This is a genomic window from Helicobacter salomonis (assembly GCF_900197775.1).
In the GTDB taxonomy this organism is placed as follows: domain Bacteria; phylum Campylobacterota; class Campylobacteria; order Campylobacterales; family Helicobacteraceae; genus Helicobacter; species Helicobacter salomonis.
Genome location: NZ_FZMA01000035.1, coordinates 1 through 17,629, shown reverse-complemented (window position 1 = coordinate 17,629; position 17,629 = coordinate 1). Strand labels below are relative to the sequence as shown.

Sequence of the window (17,629 nt, the reverse complement as noted above, 5' to 3'; positions counted from 1 at the left end):
ACTAGTCTTCTCTGCCTCCCATGATTCCAAAAATCTGCAACAAGGAAGCAAAAACATTCAAGAAGTCCAGATAGAGTGCCACAGCAGCCTCGATGGGTGTTGCATAAAGACCTCGGATGATATTCTGCGTGTCGTAGGCGATGAACAAGCTAAAGAGAATCACGCTGACACCTGCGATAGCAACCTGCATCATAGGAGAACCCAAGAAGAGGTTAATCAGGGAAGCCACCATCACCACGATTAAAGCGATGAATAGCATCTTACCCATATTGGCTAGGTCGCTCTTAGTCTTAATGGCATAAACACTCATCACGCCAAAAACAATAGTTGTCATGCCCAAGGCCTGCCAAATTGCGCTCGCACCTGCTCTAGCAATGACAAAGCCCAAGAGAGGCACAAGAGTGATGCCTGTTAGGAAAGTGAATGCAAAAAGCATTAGGAGATTGACTGCGGGCATTCTCCTTGTAAACATGAGTCCAAAAAACGCAGCGATCTCAGCAATGAAAAACACCCACTTGTATTGGGCAACTACATGAAAATTCATAAAACCCACTAACGCACCAATAGTGGCTAGCAACAAACTCGCTGCAAAAAATTTATAAGTCGTCTTGACAAAATTCACCAGAGCTGTGTCACTGAGCTGGGCAGATGCTTCCATGCTGGGGTTAAAATTAGCATTGCGATCGTATAGTGCCATGGATACTCCTTTAAATGTAAAATGGCTGGATTGTATCATTATACTTTAATATAAGGCTTAAAAATAGCGTGGTAGCTTAATCTATAGCCTTAGATGTGAGGATTTGACACAATTCAAAAAATCCTTGAATTGCTGTAGGGCTAAAAAGCGGTGTGAAATGGCGTTTTTCTCTGGGAGACGATCCATGGTCAGGGTATAGCCCTCCGGAATAAAGAGTGGATCATACCCAAAAGCTTGCGGATTAAGAGGGGCTTTGAGAACCTTGCCCCTACATTCACCCCTAAAAGTTGTTTGTCTAAATTCCCCCTTTATCCTCATGCATACTGCAATGACACAGATAAAAGAGGCATTAGATTGGACAATATCCAGTTCTTCTAAGCAGGTCAAAAGTTTGAGGTTATTTTGCGTATCATTTGAATTCACTTGAGGAATTGTAAAACAGCCTTGCGCAATTTCCGCAGCACTCTCTGGTATGGAAGCAAATCTAGCGCTGTAGATGCCTGGCATGGCGTTGAGGGCATCTACACAGATACCGCTATCGTCAGCAAGAACGCAAAGGTCCCCTTCTTTTTCTTCTAAAAGTTGATAAATAGCACTTGCCTTCAAACATGCATTTTCCTCAAAACTTGTGCCATCTTCCAGGATCTCCACCTTTCCCAAAAACTCAGCGCAGCTTCTTATATCCATGGCTGGCAGAATAGCGCGTAATTCTTGGAGTTTTTTAACATTATTGCTGGAAAGAATAATTTGCATGACTCTTCACTGGCTTTGTGCAATGAGCTCTAAAGGATCGATATGCTTGTCTTTGAGCGTAACCTCAAAGCTCAGGCGCTGATCAATGCGTCCAATCACATATCCCTTTTGCACGCGCAGGCCGTGCCGAATGGTAGGAGCGATCTTGTCTAGTTGGGAGTAGATCGTGTGCATTCCATCCTTATGTTCAATGATGATCACTTTCTTTAAGATGGGTACTTCCTTAGCATAAACCACCCGTCCATCAAAGACACTGCGTACCACGGCATTGGGCTTGGTGGAAACCAAAGTGATGGATTCGTTAAAAATTTTGAGTTTGTAAACAGGATCAAAATAAGGGCCAAACTTTTGCACGACTTTGTAATTACTTAAAGGGGAGATTGTCTTAGGACCTTTGTAGGTAATTGTCATGATATCATGATAAGAGCTGGCCACCTGTCTCACTTCGATAGGTGCTTCAATCCCTTCAATGCTTGGTCTAGGTGCTTGCTCACGATCTTTTTGAGCCCTTTTGCGCTCAAGTTCCTTTTCTTTGGCCATCTTTACGATGTTCAGAGAGGCCAAGAGTTTGTCAAGCCCCTTGCGTTCTTGATCCAGGGTTTCTAGTTTTTTGTTATAGAGGGCCAATTCAGCGCGCATGCTCTCGATAATTTTTTGCTGCGCTCCCACCACTAATTGTAAATTACGCTTACGATCTTTCTGGGCATTGATAATAGTGCTAATCTGGGTAATATTGTTAGAGATTTGCGCAATCTTATTATTGATCTGCTCCTCTTGTAAATTCAGGCTGGCGAGCTGATCTCTGGAGCTTTGGCTGAGCTGCTTAAAGACTTCTTGGAGGATTAAGTCCTCTGCGCTGGCAAGATTTTGCGTATCAAGCACCATCACAAAAACAATATCCTTGAGCAACAGCGTGGTTACTTCATCTTGGATTTTGAGGCGATTTCGTTTTAGATTGTTGAGGTAAAGGCGGTACTCCTCTAAAGCTTTCTCTTGAACCTGGCTTTGAGCCTGGTTTTTATCGATATTCTTTTGAATACTTTGAATTTGTTTAGCGAGTTCTTGACTTTGTTGGTATTTTTGATTAATGGCACTGCCCAGGCTATTGAGATGCGTGCTCAACTTGTTCTTCTGCGCCGTGGTCTCTTGTAATTTATCAGTATTCAGATTGATATTGCGCTGGATTTCTTCAATCCCCTCTTCTCTAGCTCCAAGACTCATGCAGAGTCCCATGATCCAGATCAAGAGCAAGCTTTTTTTCATGTCGTCCTCCTTTGCACCACCACAATCCACACACATGCTAGAGATACGGCCAGTGATGCTCCTAAGAAGATAAAGAAGTCTTCATGCCATACAAATAAGGTGTTTTGAACCTCCAGTGCGTTGGTGAGACTTTGAAATTTACTCTGGGAATTCACATAGAGGCAACCTATTAAAACCCCCACACTGGCTAGCACCGAATCTACCAAGGCTAGACGGAATAAAAAGCCATTTTTGATGCGCATGGGCGCACCTAAGAGCTCCATGATTTCAATGCGCTTAGAGTATTGCAAATTCCACACACTCACCTGCTTGATCAAGAGTAAAATCGAAAGTAAGCCCACTAAAAAGGCGAAGACGAAAGTGCTCTCTTGGAGCAAGAGCAAGAGTCGGTACTCTTGATCATGGGCCTTGCTAAAGACTTCCACCCTGGATACTCCAGGGATTTTCAAAAGACGATTGTGAATGCGTTTGAGCTCATCAGAGGTGGGGAAATTTTTGAGTTTGAGAGAATAAAAAAAGGGCAAACTTTTCCTGAGATCGGCAAGGGAGCTGGGACTGATATTCTGTTGCAACCTCTCCAAAAGAGCATCCGGATTAATGAGTTCAAGCCCGATACTCGATCGAATATTTTGGCGGATAAATTCTAAGCTCAGCTTTTGTTGACTCACTATGGTGATGGTGTAGTTTTTAGAGAGCTGTTCCTCGCGGATATGCAATGCTCGCTGAATCCACAGCACACTCTCTAAACCCACGAGCAAAGCAACCAAGGGTAATAGAAATGCCAAATGTTCCCTAAGTGTATTCATGCACCTCTCCGTCCTTGATATAAATCTTGCGGTAGGGTACATTGAAATTGCTTGGAATGCGGTGTGTGACCACTACAATCGTAATGTCTAGCTGCTTATTAGCCCCTTTGAGCAAACTCCAAATCATATCACTAGAATAGTCGTCTAGGTTTCCCGTGGGCTCATCTGCCAAAATTAAAAAAGGTTTATGGGCTATGGCACGCGCCATAGCGACTCGTTGTTGCTCCCCCCCACTGAGTTCTAAGGGATAACGATTGGATTTGTAGAGCAAATCCACATGGGCTAAGAGTTTTTCCGCTTGGATATTGCACTCTTCCTTCTTGTATCCATTGATGAGCATGGGCAATTTGATATTTTGCTCTACAGTCCACTCTTCAATCAATTTATAATCCTGAAACACCACTCCAATATGACGGCGTAATTCATTGATAAAAGCCCTAGAAGCGCGATTTACATTGATATTACACACTTCTAAGCTTCCTCCTAGTAAGGGCAAATCCCCGTATAAAGAGCGCAATAGAGTGCTCTTCCCACAACCACTAGGTCCAGAGATGAACACAAAGTCCTTACGCTCCACTTTTAAATTTGCCCCCCGAATCACCCATTCATCTCTCTTATAGCCTAAAGACAAATCTCTGGCCACAACAATACTGCTCACAAGGCCTCCAGCAAAATTTCCTGTAATTTTTGGTGCGCTAATCCATTAGCATGCGTGTTGAAGGGCAGTCCTCCCACATATTCTAGCGCGCCACTCTGACTATCCCAGACCGCAATCTTATTGGTCGGGGTGTTAAAATCTCCAAAACTCAGCACCAAAACCCAAAGTTGGGCATATTCTAACACATCTTGAATGTGTAAAAAATAATTAGCACCCCTAAAGAGGCGATGTGCTAGCACAAAATCCAGTCCCCTAGGTATGCCCTCTACACGCTCCATCTCCAAGAGCATGTTTTTGATTGGCGCATGCGCTTGTGTGTGGCGCGCGCTTATGCGCAAATCGTAAATTTCTCGATTCTGCCGTATCCAGCGCGCTTCATACTTGCTGGACACAGGAGCGGGGGCATTTTTAGCCACCTGGCATGCACACTCCTCTAAGGCCAGCGTCAAATCCAGACTCTGTTTAAAGTAGGCTAAACTATCCGTGCGTAACCAAAACACCCCATTATCGACCAACACCCTGAGTATATGCGCCAAAGTGTTCGCATTCATGACTCGTCTTGTGGGACTTTTCTCCCATGGTACGGGGAAGTGTAAATCCACACTCAAACAGCACTGCGCAGGTAAAATCTCTAAGAGGGATCGCGCATCTGCGCGCAGGATGTAGACATTTTGTAGTTTGAAGCGTTCTATGTGGCGTAAAACCTGTTCAATGCTAGGGGTGTGAATCTCCACGCCCACATAGATTTGATCGCGCTGATCTTGTGCCTTTGAGAGCAGATGCACCCCTGAACCAAAACCAATTTCCAAGTGAACTGTGCTTAAGCGCAGCAATTGCGTGCTTTCCAACAAAAATGGGCTTCGTTTATATGGGCTTTCCTCTCCTAAATTGCCTCCGGTTACTACACAATAGTGCGCCAAAACCCGTAATGCTTGCTGTAATACCCCGACAGGAATGGGACGCGTGGATTTCTCTGCTTTAAATAAAAATTGTTGTTTTTGGGCAATCTGGTAGAGACAAAAATCATAGCCATCCTTGGTGCACACCCGAATTAGGCTTACATGGGTGTGTAGGACACTTTGGGCGCAGTATAAAAAACACATCTCCTCCTGCTCAAAGGGAAAGGCGGGCAGGTTAACCTGAGTGGCACTAAAATGAGGCATGCATCAGCGATCCAGGCGCAACTCTACTTCTTTACTCGGACGCGATTCGAGCCCATCTTTATCCACGCTCACCACCTGATAGCGGTATTTTCTGCCATTTTCCATGTTTTTGTCCACAAATTGGGTGCCTAAAATTTCCCCATAACGCAGGGGTTTAGAGCGCGCATTGTCTTCAAAACGATAGATCGCATAACTCTTAACTCTAGGGTCTTGGATGGCTCCCCACACAATAATCGCCTGTCCATCTTCAATTGTGCCTTTGCTGATGAGTGGCGTGGGAGGGCGAGGTAAAGTTGTACCTTTGATCGCACCTTGAGGCAATTCCCCTTGAATACCGTCCTTATCTAAAGCGACCACTTTGTAATAGCGATCCACTCCATCTAGGTCTACATTATCCGTATAATTGGTATCTCGCACCTGGGCAATTTCCCTGTATTTGCCATCTGGGTCATTAGCGGCATAAACCTTGTAAGCCACGATGTCTTTTTGGCTGGAGGGTTGCCATGTGAGATTAATCTTGCGTGTGAGGTCTGCGCTTGCTTGCACGCCTGAAATTGCAGGGGGGGGATTTTTGGTTTTGCCCACCACCACCGCGCTGGGCAAAGATTTTGCTCCATCAAAATTTTCTGCGATCACACGGTAACGATAAGTTTGCCCATCACCTAATTTTTTGTCAAAATACTCTACAAAGAGGCGGTTTTTGACCACTCCAATATTGACAAACTTGCCCTGATTATCCTCGCGTTGTACAATGTATTTAGCAATGCTAGGATTGGGGTGAGGAGTCCAAAAAATCTTAATTTCCTTGGGACTTGTTATGCTGGCAAAGACATTTTCTACAGGATTGATGAAGGAAGTGTTCACACTAATGGTTTCAGACATGGCAGAAACCTCTCCATTTTTACCCAGCGTGGCAATTTTGTAATAATACTGCGTTTGGGGCGTGAGACCATCATCGTAATAGTGAGTGGCAAAGGCACTGCGCACAACGCCCACGCGTTTAAAAGTTCGATCAGTTTGCATGCGATAGATAATAAACCCTTCGATGAGTTCAGGATGCTCTATGGGCTGCCACTCAAAACCTACAGATTGCACATCATTAATGGTTTTGATCCCTTTGACTACGGGCAAACTTGCGTTGGTGCTCTCCCCTCGTGCATGGTTGGCAAAGGAGAGTGAATTATTCTTTTTAGAGGGGGTGCAACTAGCCAGTAGAAGCGCGGAAACACTCCAAAAAATAATCTTCCTGCAAACACCCATGCCAATTAACCCCTTGCAAATGTGATTGCGCGCATTCTACCATGTCCTTTAAAAGCTTGGCTTTAAATAAAAGTCTCTCCCCACTTCGAGGGTGCGTTACATAGAGCAAATAGGCATGTAACATGGTGCGCGGTGCGCGCGAGTCCTCTACTCCATAGAGTTTATCCCCCAAAATGCGTCGCCCCACACTCTCCAAGTGGGCGCGCACTTGGTGGGTGCGTCCGCTATACAGGCGCGCACCAACTAGTTGGTGCGCCATGCCATCTACCAAGGGCACAAAAAAGGTCTTGGCTAATTTACCCCCTTTGACCTTCAACGCGTCTAAATTTGCCATTTTTAAGCGGTTTTTAGGGTGTCTGCCCAATCTACACTCCACACATAGGGGCGCGCGCAAATGCCCCGCAATGAGCGCGACATAGTAACGCCCCATCTCTCTAGTCTGCAGTTGAGCACTCAAATGGGCGTGGCTGGTATTGTTTTTAGCGATTACCAGCGCACCACTGGTTTCTTTGTCTAAGCGGTGTACAATCCCACAACGCTCCACGCCCCCTAAAGTAGAGAGCACAACTCCCTTTGCTTGTAGATATTCGACCAAACTGGCTTCTTTAAGACTGGGTGCAGGGTGCACAGCCAAATAGGGGGGTTTATTGAGCACCAAAATATCCTCATCCTCGTAAAGACACTCTAGGCTCCAATTTAGAGGGATCGTGGGTGTTTTAGGGAGTGTTAGGGCATCGTGCACGCACACCCGATCTCCCTTTTTTAGCACCACTCCTCCCTTGGCACAGATGCGATCATTGATGCACACTAAGCCTGCTTTAATGCGTTGCAGGGCTTGGTTTTTGCTAATTTCTAAAAATTGTGCTAGGAAACTATCCACGCGCCCGCTAGTTTGTGCGATCGCTTCTCTCATGTGCCCTGCAAGTAGCGTTCTAAAATCACACACGCACTCAAGCTATCCAGCACCCCATTTTTGCGCGCCTGCTGGCGTTTCATGCGTGCCAAATGGGCAGTGTGTTCTAAAGCCTGTGTGCTGCTACTCTCTTCATCAACATACACCATAGGTGTAAAATCTAGCAAGCTGACAAAATGCAAGACACGCTTACGGGTGTCTGCATAGCGCGCGTGGGGCAGACCTACAAGTAATTTCTGGGGCTTTCTAACCTCCAAAAGAGATTGCAAGTCTTGGCTAGCTTGTCGACGATTGAGTCGGATGATAGGCTCAAGGGGCAACACCACACCTCCCACATATAGCGCCAACCCAATGCGCTTCAAGCCCACATCGCAGGCCAACAGAGGGGACTCGCTCACACGAGCACCACACGGCCATTGTGGCGCGCGATGAACCCCTGTAATTCGTATTCGGCTAGCAAATCCCCATAGCGGGCGTAGGCCTGTTCGTATGTGGGCGCGCTCTTACAAAATTCAAGCAAGGCATCTTGGGCAAGGACACTAGGTGCGTTTAAATGATAATTTTGGGCGAGTTGGGCACAGAATTGCTCCAGATTATGGAGCATCCTAGCTTTGCCGGTTTGCAACAATTCCTGAGTGCCCAAACTCTCATGTAAACGATGGGGCAGGACAAAAAGCGGTTTGTGCTGTGTTAGGGCAAGTCTAGCACTGACCATGGAGCCGCTGTAGAGATTAGCTTCAGGAATAATGACCAGATCACTCAAAGCCACAACTAAGCGGTTGCGCTCTAAAAAAGAGTGTTTATGGGGCAAGAAATTTTGCGCGTATTCACTCAAGATCAAGCCTTCTTGGGCGATTTGGCGGATAATGGGCGCGTTGCTGGACGGGTAGATGAGGTCTAAACTGCAGGGAGAGACCATGATCGTGTGAGGCAGAGCGTTCTTTTGGGCGATAATATCTACCCCCAAAGCCCCTCCACTCACCACCACGCCCTTAAGTTTGGCGATTTCTCTAGCTAGCATTGCGCTAACGTGTTGGGTGTATTGGCTAGGAGTCCTACTGCCCACAATGGCCACCTTTAAGGGGGCATCGAGCAATTCCGCGCGACCCGCATAGTATAGGTCTTGAGGAGCTTTTTTCAAAACCCTTAAGCACACGGGCAGGGCACCTAGCTTGTGGTAATGTAGATGACTTAACAGGGCCATTTAGGAATGATCACTTCCATGCTCGAGCACAATTTCTACCTCCAGGGTGTCGATATTGTGGTTAGAATTGGTGCGCACATCGATTTTGGAGGTGTGGGTGTACTTCTGCACAACGGCCAAGATTTCTTTTTTCATCTCCTCAATATAGGGCAAGCGCATGCTACGCTCGTAAGCGAGCACCAATTTGAGGCGATCCTTAGCTACGCGCGCACTACTCTGTCCCCTAAACCATTTATCCAGCCATGCACTCATGCAAACCAACCCCGCAATGTCCCCACTAAGCCTCTTTTGGCTTTAAACTCTACAAAGTCAACTTCTTGACCTAAGAGGCGCTGAGTGATGCGCTGGAAGGCGAGCGCGCTGGGACTCTTGGTGTAGATCACGGGTTCTCCCGTGTTAGTGGCTGAAATAATCTTGTCGTCTTCAGGCACTAAACCAATGAGGGGTAGAGCTAAAATTTTGAGCACATCTTCATTGGAGAGCATTTCTTGTCTTTCCACCAAATCGGGTTTAATGCGGTTGATCACAATGTGTTTGGGCATTTCCTGACCTTCTTTACCCTTTTGACTCTTGGCATCGATAATTCCAATGACGCGATCGCTATCGCGCACACTGCTCACCTCTGGGGTTACCACCACCAGCGCGCGATCGGCAAAAAGTACCGCATGCTCAAACCCACTTTCAATGCCCGCAGGCGAATCGATGAGGACATATTCAAACTGGGTTTTGAGATTCTCAATCAAGGCTCGTACCTTGTCCTTTTCTAGGATATTTTTATCCTTGCTTTGCGAGGCGGGTAGAAAATAGAGATTTTTTGTTTTCTTGTCATTGATGAGAGCTTGAGGTAATTTACAATTTCCCTCCATCACATCGACGACATCATAGACAATCCTATTTTCCAAACCTAAGATCATATCCAAGTTACGCAGCCCAATATCAAAGTCAATGGCTACAACTTTTTTTTGGTGCATCGCCAACCCAATCGCCAGATTTGCCGTAGTGGTGCTCTTGCCCACACCCCCCTTGCCTGATGTGATGGTGATAACCACAATCTCTCCTTATGCCTTGAATAAATGTGCCCGTAGGCGTGCTCCGATCTGCTCCAAAAGCTGATCTTGTAACGCCTGTCTGTGCGCACGCAGGCTAGGGTAATTTTGCTGCGCTTCTTGCATGAACGCATGAGAAAAATCCCCACTCTCTATAGCCCTTAATACCTCTTGCATGCGCATCTTGGTTTGTTTGTCTACAATTTTTTCTCCACTCACCAGCCCCCCATATTCTGCCGTGTTTGAAATGTGTTCCTGCATGCGCGCTAACCCCTCTGTATACAACAAATCTGCGATGAGTTTAATCTCATGCACGCATTCAAAATACGCCAGTTCTGCTGGATAGCCCGCTTCCACTAACACCTCAAAGGCTTTTTCTAATAAACTCTTGAGCCCACCACAGAGCACGACCTGTTCTCCAAAGAGATCGCTGCAGGCCTCATGCTTGAAAGTCGTTTCCAAGATTCCCACCCGTCCCGATCCAATGGCCATCGCGTAGCTCAAAGCCAAATCTCTCCCATTGCGCTGGCAATTATCCTGCTCTAGGGCAATCAAGGCAAATAAACCACTCCCCTGCTGGTAACTGGCCCTTAGCGCATAGCCAGGACCTTTAGGAGCGACCAATATGACCCCCACACCCTCAAGGGCTTGAATATGTCTGAAATAGACGCTAAAACCATGCGCAAAGACAAGATTTTGCCCAGATTTTAAAAAAGGGGCGACCTCCTGTGCATACACCTTTGCATGGACTTCATCAGGAAGCATGAAGGCTAACACATCGCTGTTCTGTGTGCACTCAGCCACACTACACACTTCAAATCCTTCTTGTTGGGCTAGAGCTATACTAGGACTGGTTGCATATAAACCAATTTTGACATCAACGCCGCTATCGCGTAAATTGAGCGCATGCGCGCGCCCCTGCGCTCCATACCCCAAGATCGCCACACGCTGTGTAGCCACCAAGCCCACTGGATTCTCTGTGTCTGTATAGATGGGCAAGAACCCCGCACCCCTAGACATACGTTCCCTTTTTTTGACTCTATCCACCATTGTAGGGCAAAGTTACTTAAATCTCATAGGGTATTAGCGTTTTTGTGCTATGATGTCTGCCATTAAATCCTGTGTAGGGGGTGTAATGCGTCAAGATTCGCAGGTGAGCCAGGAATTAGAGTTTCTGCATGGCATGGTTGTGGGCATTCTGGAAGAGTTTAGCCCCGCCACTACGGGTCATTTTTTGCGCCTGAAGAGCCTTTTCGAGCGCGATACATCTCAGATCAAGGCGGACATCGCGACGGCTTTACAAGAGATCGCAGCTTCTACACAGATTTTAGAGGTGATCAAGGCCTTTTCCCTGTATAATATTCTGATCAATATTGTTGAGGAACGCCACAAGAATCAACAACCCTCTCTGCTGGATCAGGCCTACCAGCATTTACTTCAAGAGGGATTTCCTCCCCATACCCTAACCCATGTATTGAAGGGCATCCAGTTTTATCCTGTATTCACAGCCCACCCCACCGAATCGATGCGGCGCACCTTCTTAGAAGCCATCCAAGAGATTTACCACGATCTCTCGCTCATCTTCGATCATGCTTGTAATCAGGCCACTGCCTCACGCGCCAAAGAACATTTGGCTTATCGCTTGCGTCTACTTTGGAAAAGCCATCTCATCCGCCAAGAGCGTCTGGAGGTGCTCTTTGAACTGGATAATCTACTCTATATTTTGGAACACTCCATTTTGCCCAGTGCGCAAATCCTCCTGCGTACCGTCCAAAAGACCCTAAATGCACCCCTCCAGCAAAGCACTCTCCAATTGGGCAGTTGGATTGGGGGCGATCGCGATGGCAATCCCTTCGTGAGTAATGCGCTCATGCACCAAGTCGTGTTGATTCAACACGAGTTTATCCTCAAAACTTATTTGAAACACACAGCCAGGTTGCAGCGAGAACTCTCTATCTCCAGTGATTTTTGCCCTATTTCTCAAGGCTTACAAGAGGATTTAAGCGCAAATTTTGAACGCCTCGATCCCACTAGCGCGCGTCTGCACCCCAAAGAACCCTTTAGGGCAAAGCTCGTGCTCATAGAACAAAAGCTTAAGAATCGCCTTATTGCCTTGAACTCTCCTTTAAAAGTGGATTTTGCCTATCAGGACCCTGAGGAACTCATCGCAGACATCGATCTATTATTGGAAAACTTAGACCCTTCTTTGGCACAACCTCTACTAGATTTTAGGCATCTAGTGCTCCTTGGAGGTTTCCATCTCTTGCGCTTAGATTTTAGAGAACATCGCGATGTCTTTTTGTATGCTATTAGCGAAGTCTTCTGTCATCTAGGATTAGCTACCAGTGATTTCCACGCTCTCGATGAACATATCAAAATTGAGATTCTCAACCACGCCTTCAGCCAACCCCTAGTGTCTTTAAGTTCCCTAGAACTCAGTCCTGAATGCAAGCGCTTGCTAGAGGCGTTCAACCACATCGTTTGGGCTAAGGGCAAAATTGGCGCGCCTGTCTTCCACTCCATCATTGTTTCCATGACCACACAGGCGAGTGATTTGCTCAGTGTGCTATGGCTGGCTAAACAGCATGCACTCAATAGCCATGATCATCTCAAAATTTACATCACTCCCCTTTTTGAAACGATTACTGACTTGCAGCATGCCCAAGCGATCATGCAAATTCTTAATGATAATCCCCATTACCGCGCTTATTTGGAGAGCATGGGCAAGCAGCAGGCCATCATGGTGGGCTATTCTGATTCGAGCAAAGATGGTGGGATTTTTGCGAGCAATTACAATCTGTATGAGGCCATTAGCGCGTTGGTGGAGCTGGGCAAGCAATTAGATATCCAGTTTAACTTATTCCATGGGAGAGGAGGAAGTGTGAGTCGGGGTGGAGGAGATTTGCAAGATGCCCTGCTCAGCGCACCCCTGCACAGCGTGGGTAAGATTTTAAAACTCACCGAACAGGGAGAAACTATCAGCGCGAAGTATCTCAACCCCTCTAGCGCGTTAAGCAATCTCTCTAATATCACAGGCGCGCTTTTGAGCAAATTCACCCTCGATCACCACAGCCTCCAACGCCATCCAGAAAGCGCTCTTTGCGCACCTATGCAGACAATCTCTGAGGTTTCTTGTGAAACTTATCGCGCCCTTATCCACGACACCCCAGGCTTTTTAGATTATTTCAAACAAGCTACCCCCATTAATTTTATTCAAGAACTCAATTTGGGTTCACGCCCCTCTAAACGCAAGGAGAGCACGCGTATTGAGGATTTGCGTGCGATTCCTTGGGTCTTTGCATGGACGCAAAATCGAAGTTTATTGCCCGCGTGGTATGGTGTGGGCAGCGGGCTAGAGAGCGTGGGGGATTTAGAAGAATTACGTGCACTCTACCAAAAAGGGGGATTTTTTAAGGTCGTGCTAGACAATATCGCCCAAGTCCTCCTCAAAGTAGATTTGCAAATCGCCCATCAATATCACCATTTTGCCGCACACAGCCCCAGCGCATCGCGTATTTGGGCACGCATCCAAGACGAGTTTGATAAGACCATGCGCGCAATGTTAGCCGTACGCTCTGAAACGCATCTTTTAGAGAGAGATTTAGAGGTGCGCGAGGGCATTCTCTTTAGAACTCCCTATGTCAATGCTCTCAGCTGCTTGCAGATCGCCCTCATCGACGCGTTCAACACCACGCCCTCTAGGGAGCGCCAAGCGCAGCTCAAAATCTATATCCACAGCACGATTATTGGCATCGCTCAGGGTATGCGCAACACGGGTTAAGGATCATGCTCAGGTTCTTACTAGGGTTATGTATCTTGTTCTTGCCCTTACGCGCCCTGGTGGTGCAACTTGTAGATGAGCTAGATTTAGGCAAGCGCACGGGAAATTTTTCAGCCCATGTGGTGCTCAAAAACGTTCCCCAAGCGCACTTAATTTGCAAGGGGCGTTATAATATTCAAGCCCAAGAATTGTTTTTCCATGCCCTCTCTTTACAGAGAATACCTAGCACCAAAGGCACTAAACCTCCCAAACCCACGCCCCTCTCTGGACTCAAGACTTCTCAAGCATTGGGCACTCTCAAACTCAACAAGATTGCTAAGGGGACTCGTATCCATTTTAAAGAAAGCGATCCCAAGAGAATGGCCACTCTGCTTGGAGTGCGTTATACAGATTACATTGCTTATCAGCCCACACGCGAGGGGTTGCTTGTGAGGGAAATAGAAGGGGTGGGGATGAATGGGGCTGTGCTACCAAATGCACGCCCAGAAAACCTTGAACGCATAGAGAGACGCGTCCCTACCCAACGCCCCTTGAGCGCAAAAAGCTCAAACCCGCGCCCCTTGAGCGTGCGTTCCAGCCGCACTAGAAATTCTACGCGTTCTACACATGTTAAGAGAAGTAGCACACCCAAACGCACTACTAGGGGTGCGCGCACATCGCGCACATTGCGTGCTAGCGCTTTAGCTTCTCGTAGCACTTCACTCACCACTCCCACTGCAAAACGCACTCGTAGTCCTAGTAGTGCTCGTTCTAGTGCGCGCAAGAATCGCAGCACGCGCTCTTCCACAAGGGGACGCGGAGCCATCGCACAAACCACACCACCTACCTTAGAGCGAGGCAATGAAGGTATTGAACGCCCCTCTGCCCCTCCCTCCTACTCACCTGCTTTACGCAATCAGCCACCCCCTTCCTCCAACTTTAGCCCCCCAATAAGTCCTCCTCCTAACCCTCCTTTCATGCCTTTACCCATCCCTGAAAATGCTTGGATACCCCCTAGTTCTTATACTCCCAATTCCTCTAGCACTCCTTCCACCCCTACACCATCTCCCCCATCTTCCTCTACTACAGAGAGTGTGGGCAAAAAGACAATCACGCAAGATCCTATTCTCTCAAACACTCCTGAGCCAATTTCTGAGAACAAAACTCCCACTGATACCCTTCTAAGCGCACCCTCCAAAACACCTCAAAACCCAACAGAGTCCCCCAAAGAAGTCCCACAAACCACTCCTCAACCCCCACCCGCACAAGAACCTAAAACTCAAACCTTAAGCTCTCCTGAACCTTCTACAACCCCGCCCCAAGAAACTCCCCTGCAGGGGGCTGGCATGGGCGCATACCAAGAAGTGGCATGTGGGAGTTGGACCTATGACGATGCCAAATTGGAAGCCTACCGTCCCACCCTCATTAAAAGTCTAGATCAAGCCAGTGGGCAATATTTAGACTTGAGTGCATGCAATTTTGATAGCGATGCTAGCAGCGGTAAGAGTGGCAAGATCACTTTGGCCTACACCCAATTACCCGATAAAGTAGAGAATTTAGGGCCAACCAAAACTCTGCATACCTTTAAAATTTCCAAGGCCAATTATTCCCAAAAACGCTGCCCCAAAGCCAGGACGCGCCAATGCTTGCACATTGAACCCAATACAAACCAAGAATGGAGCAGCACCTACTCTACAACTACCATCAAAACCACCAAAACCTACCAACGCCCCACTCAAGTTGGCGCGTCTGCTCCCACTTACTATGTGCGCGAACTCACCCAAACCCAAGCCGATCGCAATACCAGTGTGCAGGATGACGGCCTTAAATTGGACCCAGATTTTATGCAATTTGTAGAGGTTTATGAGGGGCAATACTTAGATGATGCGATCAAAAATTCGGAGGCGTATGCAGAGTGGAAAAAGCGCTTTGTGCGCCCCCATCAAGGCACATGCGCCAAGTACGAAATCGAAGAGTTAATCAAAGACAAGCGCGTGCGCCCCAGCATCCACAATACGCGAATTGTATGCGTGGAGAGTGGCGACTATGTGTTGGATGCCGCTACACCTTAAATTTACCCAGCTCGCGGTTAAAGACATCAGCCATCTTATTTAACGAGGAACTTGCGCTAGACACATCCTGTACACTCTGATAATTCGAGGAAGCGAGCTTACTAATTTCTTGGATATCCTCCACAATGACCTTTGTTGCATTGGCCACTCCCTTAAATTCCTCTACATCCTTGGTGGTAGCGTTGATCACAATCTGGATATTTTGCACATTCGCATCGACAACTTCTTGTAGAGCAGAGGTGAGTTCAGAAGTTTTGAGAATTTCTTGGGCGTTCTTGTGTAAATTCTGGCTAATATCGCTCACACTCTGCACCACTTGCGTAATGGTTACATCGATTTCGCTCAAACTATCTTGAGTTTTCTCTGCCAATTTACGCACTTCATCAGCCACCACAGCAAAGCCCCGTCCATGTTCGCCTGCCCGCGCAGCCTCAATGGCGGCATTCAAAGCGAGTAAATTGGTCTGATCGGCAATATCAGAAATGATAGTTAAAATAGCCTTGATATTTTCCGTATTCTGAGAAGTTTCTTCGAGTTTATCAGAAAATTCCACGCCTAATTGGGCATTACTCGCTAAATTCGCGCTAAAGTCTTGGATTTTAGCGCGCACCTCTCCTAGCGCATTTCCTGTTTGCACTAGATTTTTATTATTGCGCTGCGCATTATCAGCACCAGCTAAGATTCTGTGCATAATTTCGTTGGCATTGCTAATCGTGAGAGAAATGCGCTTTGTTTCCTCTTGGGTGTGTTGCTGCACATTGCTAGAACTCCCTTGCAATGTGTTGGCAATCTTTGTGTTTTCAGAACTGAGTTCTTTGATTTTAGAAATAATTTCTTGAGTCTTTTCTAAAAATGCGTTGATGTTCTTAGAAATTTCGGCAATCTCATCCTTGCCCTTGATGGAAAGTCTCTTAGTCAAATCTCCCTCTTTAGACACCAATTCAATGATCAAATCCCTTAATCGGATCAAGGGCATGAAGAGAATGTGAATCAAGCCAAAAAGAATAGCTAACACCAATGCAATTGCCGTAAGCGCAATGATTAGTAAAGTTGTCTGCAGATGTTTCAAATTTTGAAAAGCGTCTTTCTTGTTAACAACTCCTAAGACTTTCCACCCCAGATCGGGCACGGTCGTATAGACATAGAATTCATTCACTCCAGCCGCATTATGTTCTAAAAAACCCGAGGAAGTGGCAAAGATTCTGTCAATCAATTCCTTACCCCCCTTGTAAACATGGGTATCTCGGTAACTAGAACCCGGCTCGAGGGTGTGCGAATACACCACGAAAGCATCGCGATCTAATATGTGAATTTTTCCTCCGTCAACATGAAATTTATTACTTTTATTGTAACTAAGGCGATCTAAACTCAGATCAATGGCCAATACCCCTTGAAAAATACCCTTTTGAAATAGGGGTACACTGTAGGTGAGAATCATCTTTTGCGTAAAAGCATCCTTGTAGGGATTGCTGACGACAATAGCGTTGCTTGACTGGGCTTTCTGATACCAAACTCTCTTTCGAGGGTCGTAATCCGGCGGCAAAGATGTCATAGTACCCACTACATGTCCGTCTTTGAGGCCTACATACGCATTTTCTGCCACCATCGCATCATGTGTAAATTTTAAGATTTCTTTCACATGATCCCGGTTTGTAAAGTCCAGTGCCTCTAGGTCCTTGATTGTTCTAGTCAATGCGGTGCGGGTACTTTCATTCCATTCTGCTAGAGAAGAAGAAATCAAATTCACTGCGGTATTTAAGGAATGGCGCACTGTGTTCGTAAGACTGGAGCTTGCAGAGATATTGATGACAGCAATGACCAGAGCAAAAGCGATCATCAAAAGCCCTGCTAGCACGAACAGAATCTTCGCTTTAAAAGTCATCTGAAGACACCTCTATCTTAATCATCAACAAAGGATTTTAAATAATTGTCGCTTAAGAAATAACTACAATAAAGACACCAAAATTGTTATGGCCTGGATAGTTAAGCAAATCCCTAGCCCTCAATTCCCAACATGGTTTGCAGTTTTGAACT

Annotated in this window: 16 protein-coding genes; 2 read left to right on the top strand and 14 right to left on the bottom strand. The window is 46.6% G+C overall.

Going from position 1 to position 17,629, the window contains the following annotated elements:
• Position 1: 1 nt before the first annotated feature.
• The 13 genes from C6H04_RS05630 to ilvC form a co-directional block, all read right to left on the bottom strand.
• Entirely contained in the window at positions 2-697 is a 696-nt protein-coding gene (locus C6H04_RS05630) for a Bax inhibitor-1/YccA family protein (RefSeq protein WP_104732572.1), read from the bottom strand.
• A gap of 81 nt (positions 698-778) precedes the next feature.
• Complete coding sequence (locus C6H04_RS05625; protein WP_104732571.1) at positions 779-1,450, bottom strand: non-canonical purine NTP pyrophosphatase; 672 nt, start codon at positions 1,448-1,450, stop codon at positions 779-781.
• Between the two features lie 6 nt (positions 1,451-1,456).
• Positions 1,457-2,713: a murein hydrolase activator EnvC family protein gene (locus C6H04_RS05620; protein ID WP_104695199.1), complete on the bottom strand. Its 1,257-nt coding sequence runs from the start codon at positions 2,711-2,713 to the stop codon at positions 1,457-1,459.
• Positions 2,710-3,519 (bottom strand): cell division FtsX domain-containing protein, encoded by an 810-nt coding sequence (locus C6H04_RS05615; RefSeq protein ID WP_104695200.1) that lies wholly within the window; start codon positions 3,517-3,519, stop codon positions 2,710-2,712. The genes C6H04_RS05620 and C6H04_RS05615 overlap by 4 nt, the downstream gene beginning before the upstream one ends.
• Positions 3,506-4,177, bottom strand: a complete 672-nt coding sequence (locus tag C6H04_RS05610) for a cell division ATP-binding protein FtsE (protein ID WP_104695201.1) — start codon at positions 4,175-4,177, stop codon at positions 3,506-3,508. The genes C6H04_RS05615 and C6H04_RS05610 overlap by 14 nt, the downstream gene beginning before the upstream one ends.
• On the bottom strand, positions 4,174-5,340 hold the full coding sequence (gene trmB, locus C6H04_RS05605) for a tRNA (guanosine(46)-N7)-methyltransferase TrmB (RefSeq protein ID WP_104695202.1): 1,167 nt from the start codon (positions 5,338-5,340) through the stop codon (positions 4,174-4,176). The genes C6H04_RS05610 and trmB overlap by 4 nt, the downstream gene beginning before the upstream one ends.
• A 3-nt stretch (positions 5,341-5,343) precedes the next feature.
• The gene (locus C6H04_RS05600) at positions 5,344-6,600 is read right to left on the bottom strand and encodes a fibronectin type III domain-containing protein (protein ID WP_104732570.1); all 1,257 of its coding nucleotides are present in this window, start codon (positions 6,598-6,600) and stop codon (positions 5,344-5,346) included.
• Positions 6,545-7,513 carry an RluA family pseudouridine synthase gene (locus tag C6H04_RS05595; protein WP_104732569.1) on the bottom strand — a complete coding sequence of 323 codons (969 nt, stop codon included), beginning with the start codon at positions 7,511-7,513 and terminating at the stop codon, positions 6,545-6,547. The genes C6H04_RS05600 and C6H04_RS05595 overlap by 56 nt, the downstream gene beginning before the upstream one ends.
• The gene (ruvX, locus tag C6H04_RS05590; protein ID WP_233710432.1) at positions 7,510-7,911 is read right to left on the bottom strand and encodes a Holliday junction resolvase RuvX; all 402 of its coding nucleotides are present in this window, start codon (positions 7,909-7,911) and stop codon (positions 7,510-7,512) included. Before ruvX ends, C6H04_RS05595 begins: the two co-directional genes overlap by 4 nt.
• Positions 7,908-8,711 carry a DNA-processing protein DprA gene (gene dprA / locus C6H04_RS05585; protein ID WP_438940245.1) on the bottom strand — a complete coding sequence of 268 codons (804 nt, stop codon included), beginning with the start codon at positions 8,709-8,711 and terminating at the stop codon, positions 7,908-7,910. Before dprA ends, ruvX begins: the two co-directional genes overlap by 4 nt.
• 6 nt (positions 8,712-8,717) lie before the next feature.
• Positions 8,718-8,969 (bottom strand): cell division topological specificity factor MinE, encoded by a 252-nt coding sequence (gene minE, locus C6H04_RS05580; protein WP_104732567.1) that lies wholly within the window; start codon positions 8,967-8,969, stop codon positions 8,718-8,720.
• Entirely contained in the window at positions 8,966-9,766 is an 801-nt protein-coding gene (gene minD, locus C6H04_RS05575; RefSeq protein WP_104695207.1) for a septum site-determining protein MinD, read from the bottom strand. Before minD ends, minE begins: the two co-directional genes overlap by 4 nt.
• Positions 9,767-9,775: 9 nt before the next feature.
• On the bottom strand, positions 9,776-10,783 hold the full coding sequence (gene ilvC / locus C6H04_RS05570; RefSeq protein WP_104732566.1) for a ketol-acid reductoisomerase: 1,008 nt from the start codon (positions 10,781-10,783) through the stop codon (positions 9,776-9,778).
• Between the two features lie 115 nt (positions 10,784-10,898).
• On the opposite strand from ilvC, the gene C6H04_RS05565 reads away from it, so the two are divergent.
• Positions 10,899-13,544: a phosphoenolpyruvate carboxylase gene (locus C6H04_RS05565; protein ID WP_104732565.1), complete on the top strand. Its 2,646-nt coding sequence runs from the start codon at positions 10,899-10,901 to the stop codon at positions 13,542-13,544.
• Between the two features lie 5 nt (positions 13,545-13,549).
• Positions 13,550-15,595 (top strand): hypothetical protein, encoded by a 2,046-nt coding sequence (locus C6H04_RS05560; RefSeq protein ID WP_104732564.1) that lies wholly within the window; start codon positions 13,550-13,552, stop codon positions 15,593-15,595.
• On the opposite strand, the gene C6H04_RS05555 is transcribed toward C6H04_RS05560, so the two are convergent.
• Positions 15,585-17,477: a methyl-accepting chemotaxis protein gene (locus C6H04_RS05555; RefSeq protein WP_104732563.1), complete on the bottom strand. Its 1,893-nt coding sequence runs from the start codon at positions 17,475-17,477 to the stop codon at positions 15,585-15,587. The genes C6H04_RS05560 and C6H04_RS05555 overlap by 11 nt on opposite strands.
• Positions 17,478-17,629 lie beyond the last annotated feature (152 nt).

Bases quoted from the DNA above. Each gene is read 5' to 3' on its own strand.
- C6H04_RS05630 (WP_104732572.1), bottom strand. From the start codon at position 697: ATGGCACTATACGATCGCAATGCTAATTTTAACCCCAGCATGGAAGCA.
- C6H04_RS05625 (WP_104732571.1), bottom strand. From the start codon at position 1,450: ATGCAAATTATTCTTTCCAGCAATAATGTTAAAAAACTCCAAGAATTA.
- C6H04_RS05620 (WP_104695199.1), bottom strand. From the start codon at position 2,713: ATGAAAAAAAGCTTGCTCTTGATCTGGATCATGGGACTCTGCATGAGT.
- C6H04_RS05615 (WP_104695200.1), bottom strand. From the start codon at position 3,519: ATGAATACACTTAGGGAACATTTGGCATTTCTATTACCCTTGGTTGCT.
- trmB (WP_104695202.1), bottom strand. From the start codon at position 5,340: ATGCCTCATTTTAGTGCCACTCAGGTTAACCTGCCCGCCTTTCCCTTT.
- C6H04_RS05600 (WP_104732570.1), bottom strand. From the start codon at position 6,600: ATGGGTGTTTGCAGGAAGATTATTTTTTGGAGTGTTTCCGCGCTTCTA.
- C6H04_RS05595 (WP_104732569.1), bottom strand. From the start codon at position 7,513: ATGAGAGAAGCGATCGCACAAACTAGCGGGCGCGTGGATAGTTTCCTA.
- minE (WP_104732567.1), bottom strand. From the start codon at position 8,969: ATGAGTGCATGGCTGGATAAATGGTTTAGGGGACAGAGTAGTGCGCGC.
- ilvC (WP_104732566.1), bottom strand. From the start codon at position 10,783: ATGTCTAGGGGTGCGGGGTTCTTGCCCATCTATACAGACACAGAGAAT.
- C6H04_RS05565 (WP_104732565.1), top strand. From the start codon at position 10,899: ATGCGTCAAGATTCGCAGGTGAGCCAGGAATTAGAGTTTCTGCATGGC.
- C6H04_RS05560 (WP_104732564.1), top strand. From the start codon at position 13,550: ATGCTCAGGTTCTTACTAGGGTTATGTATCTTGTTCTTGCCCTTACGC.
- C6H04_RS05555 (WP_104732563.1), bottom strand. From the start codon at position 17,477: ATGACTTTTAAAGCGAAGATTCTGTTCGTGCTAGCAGGGCTTTTGATG.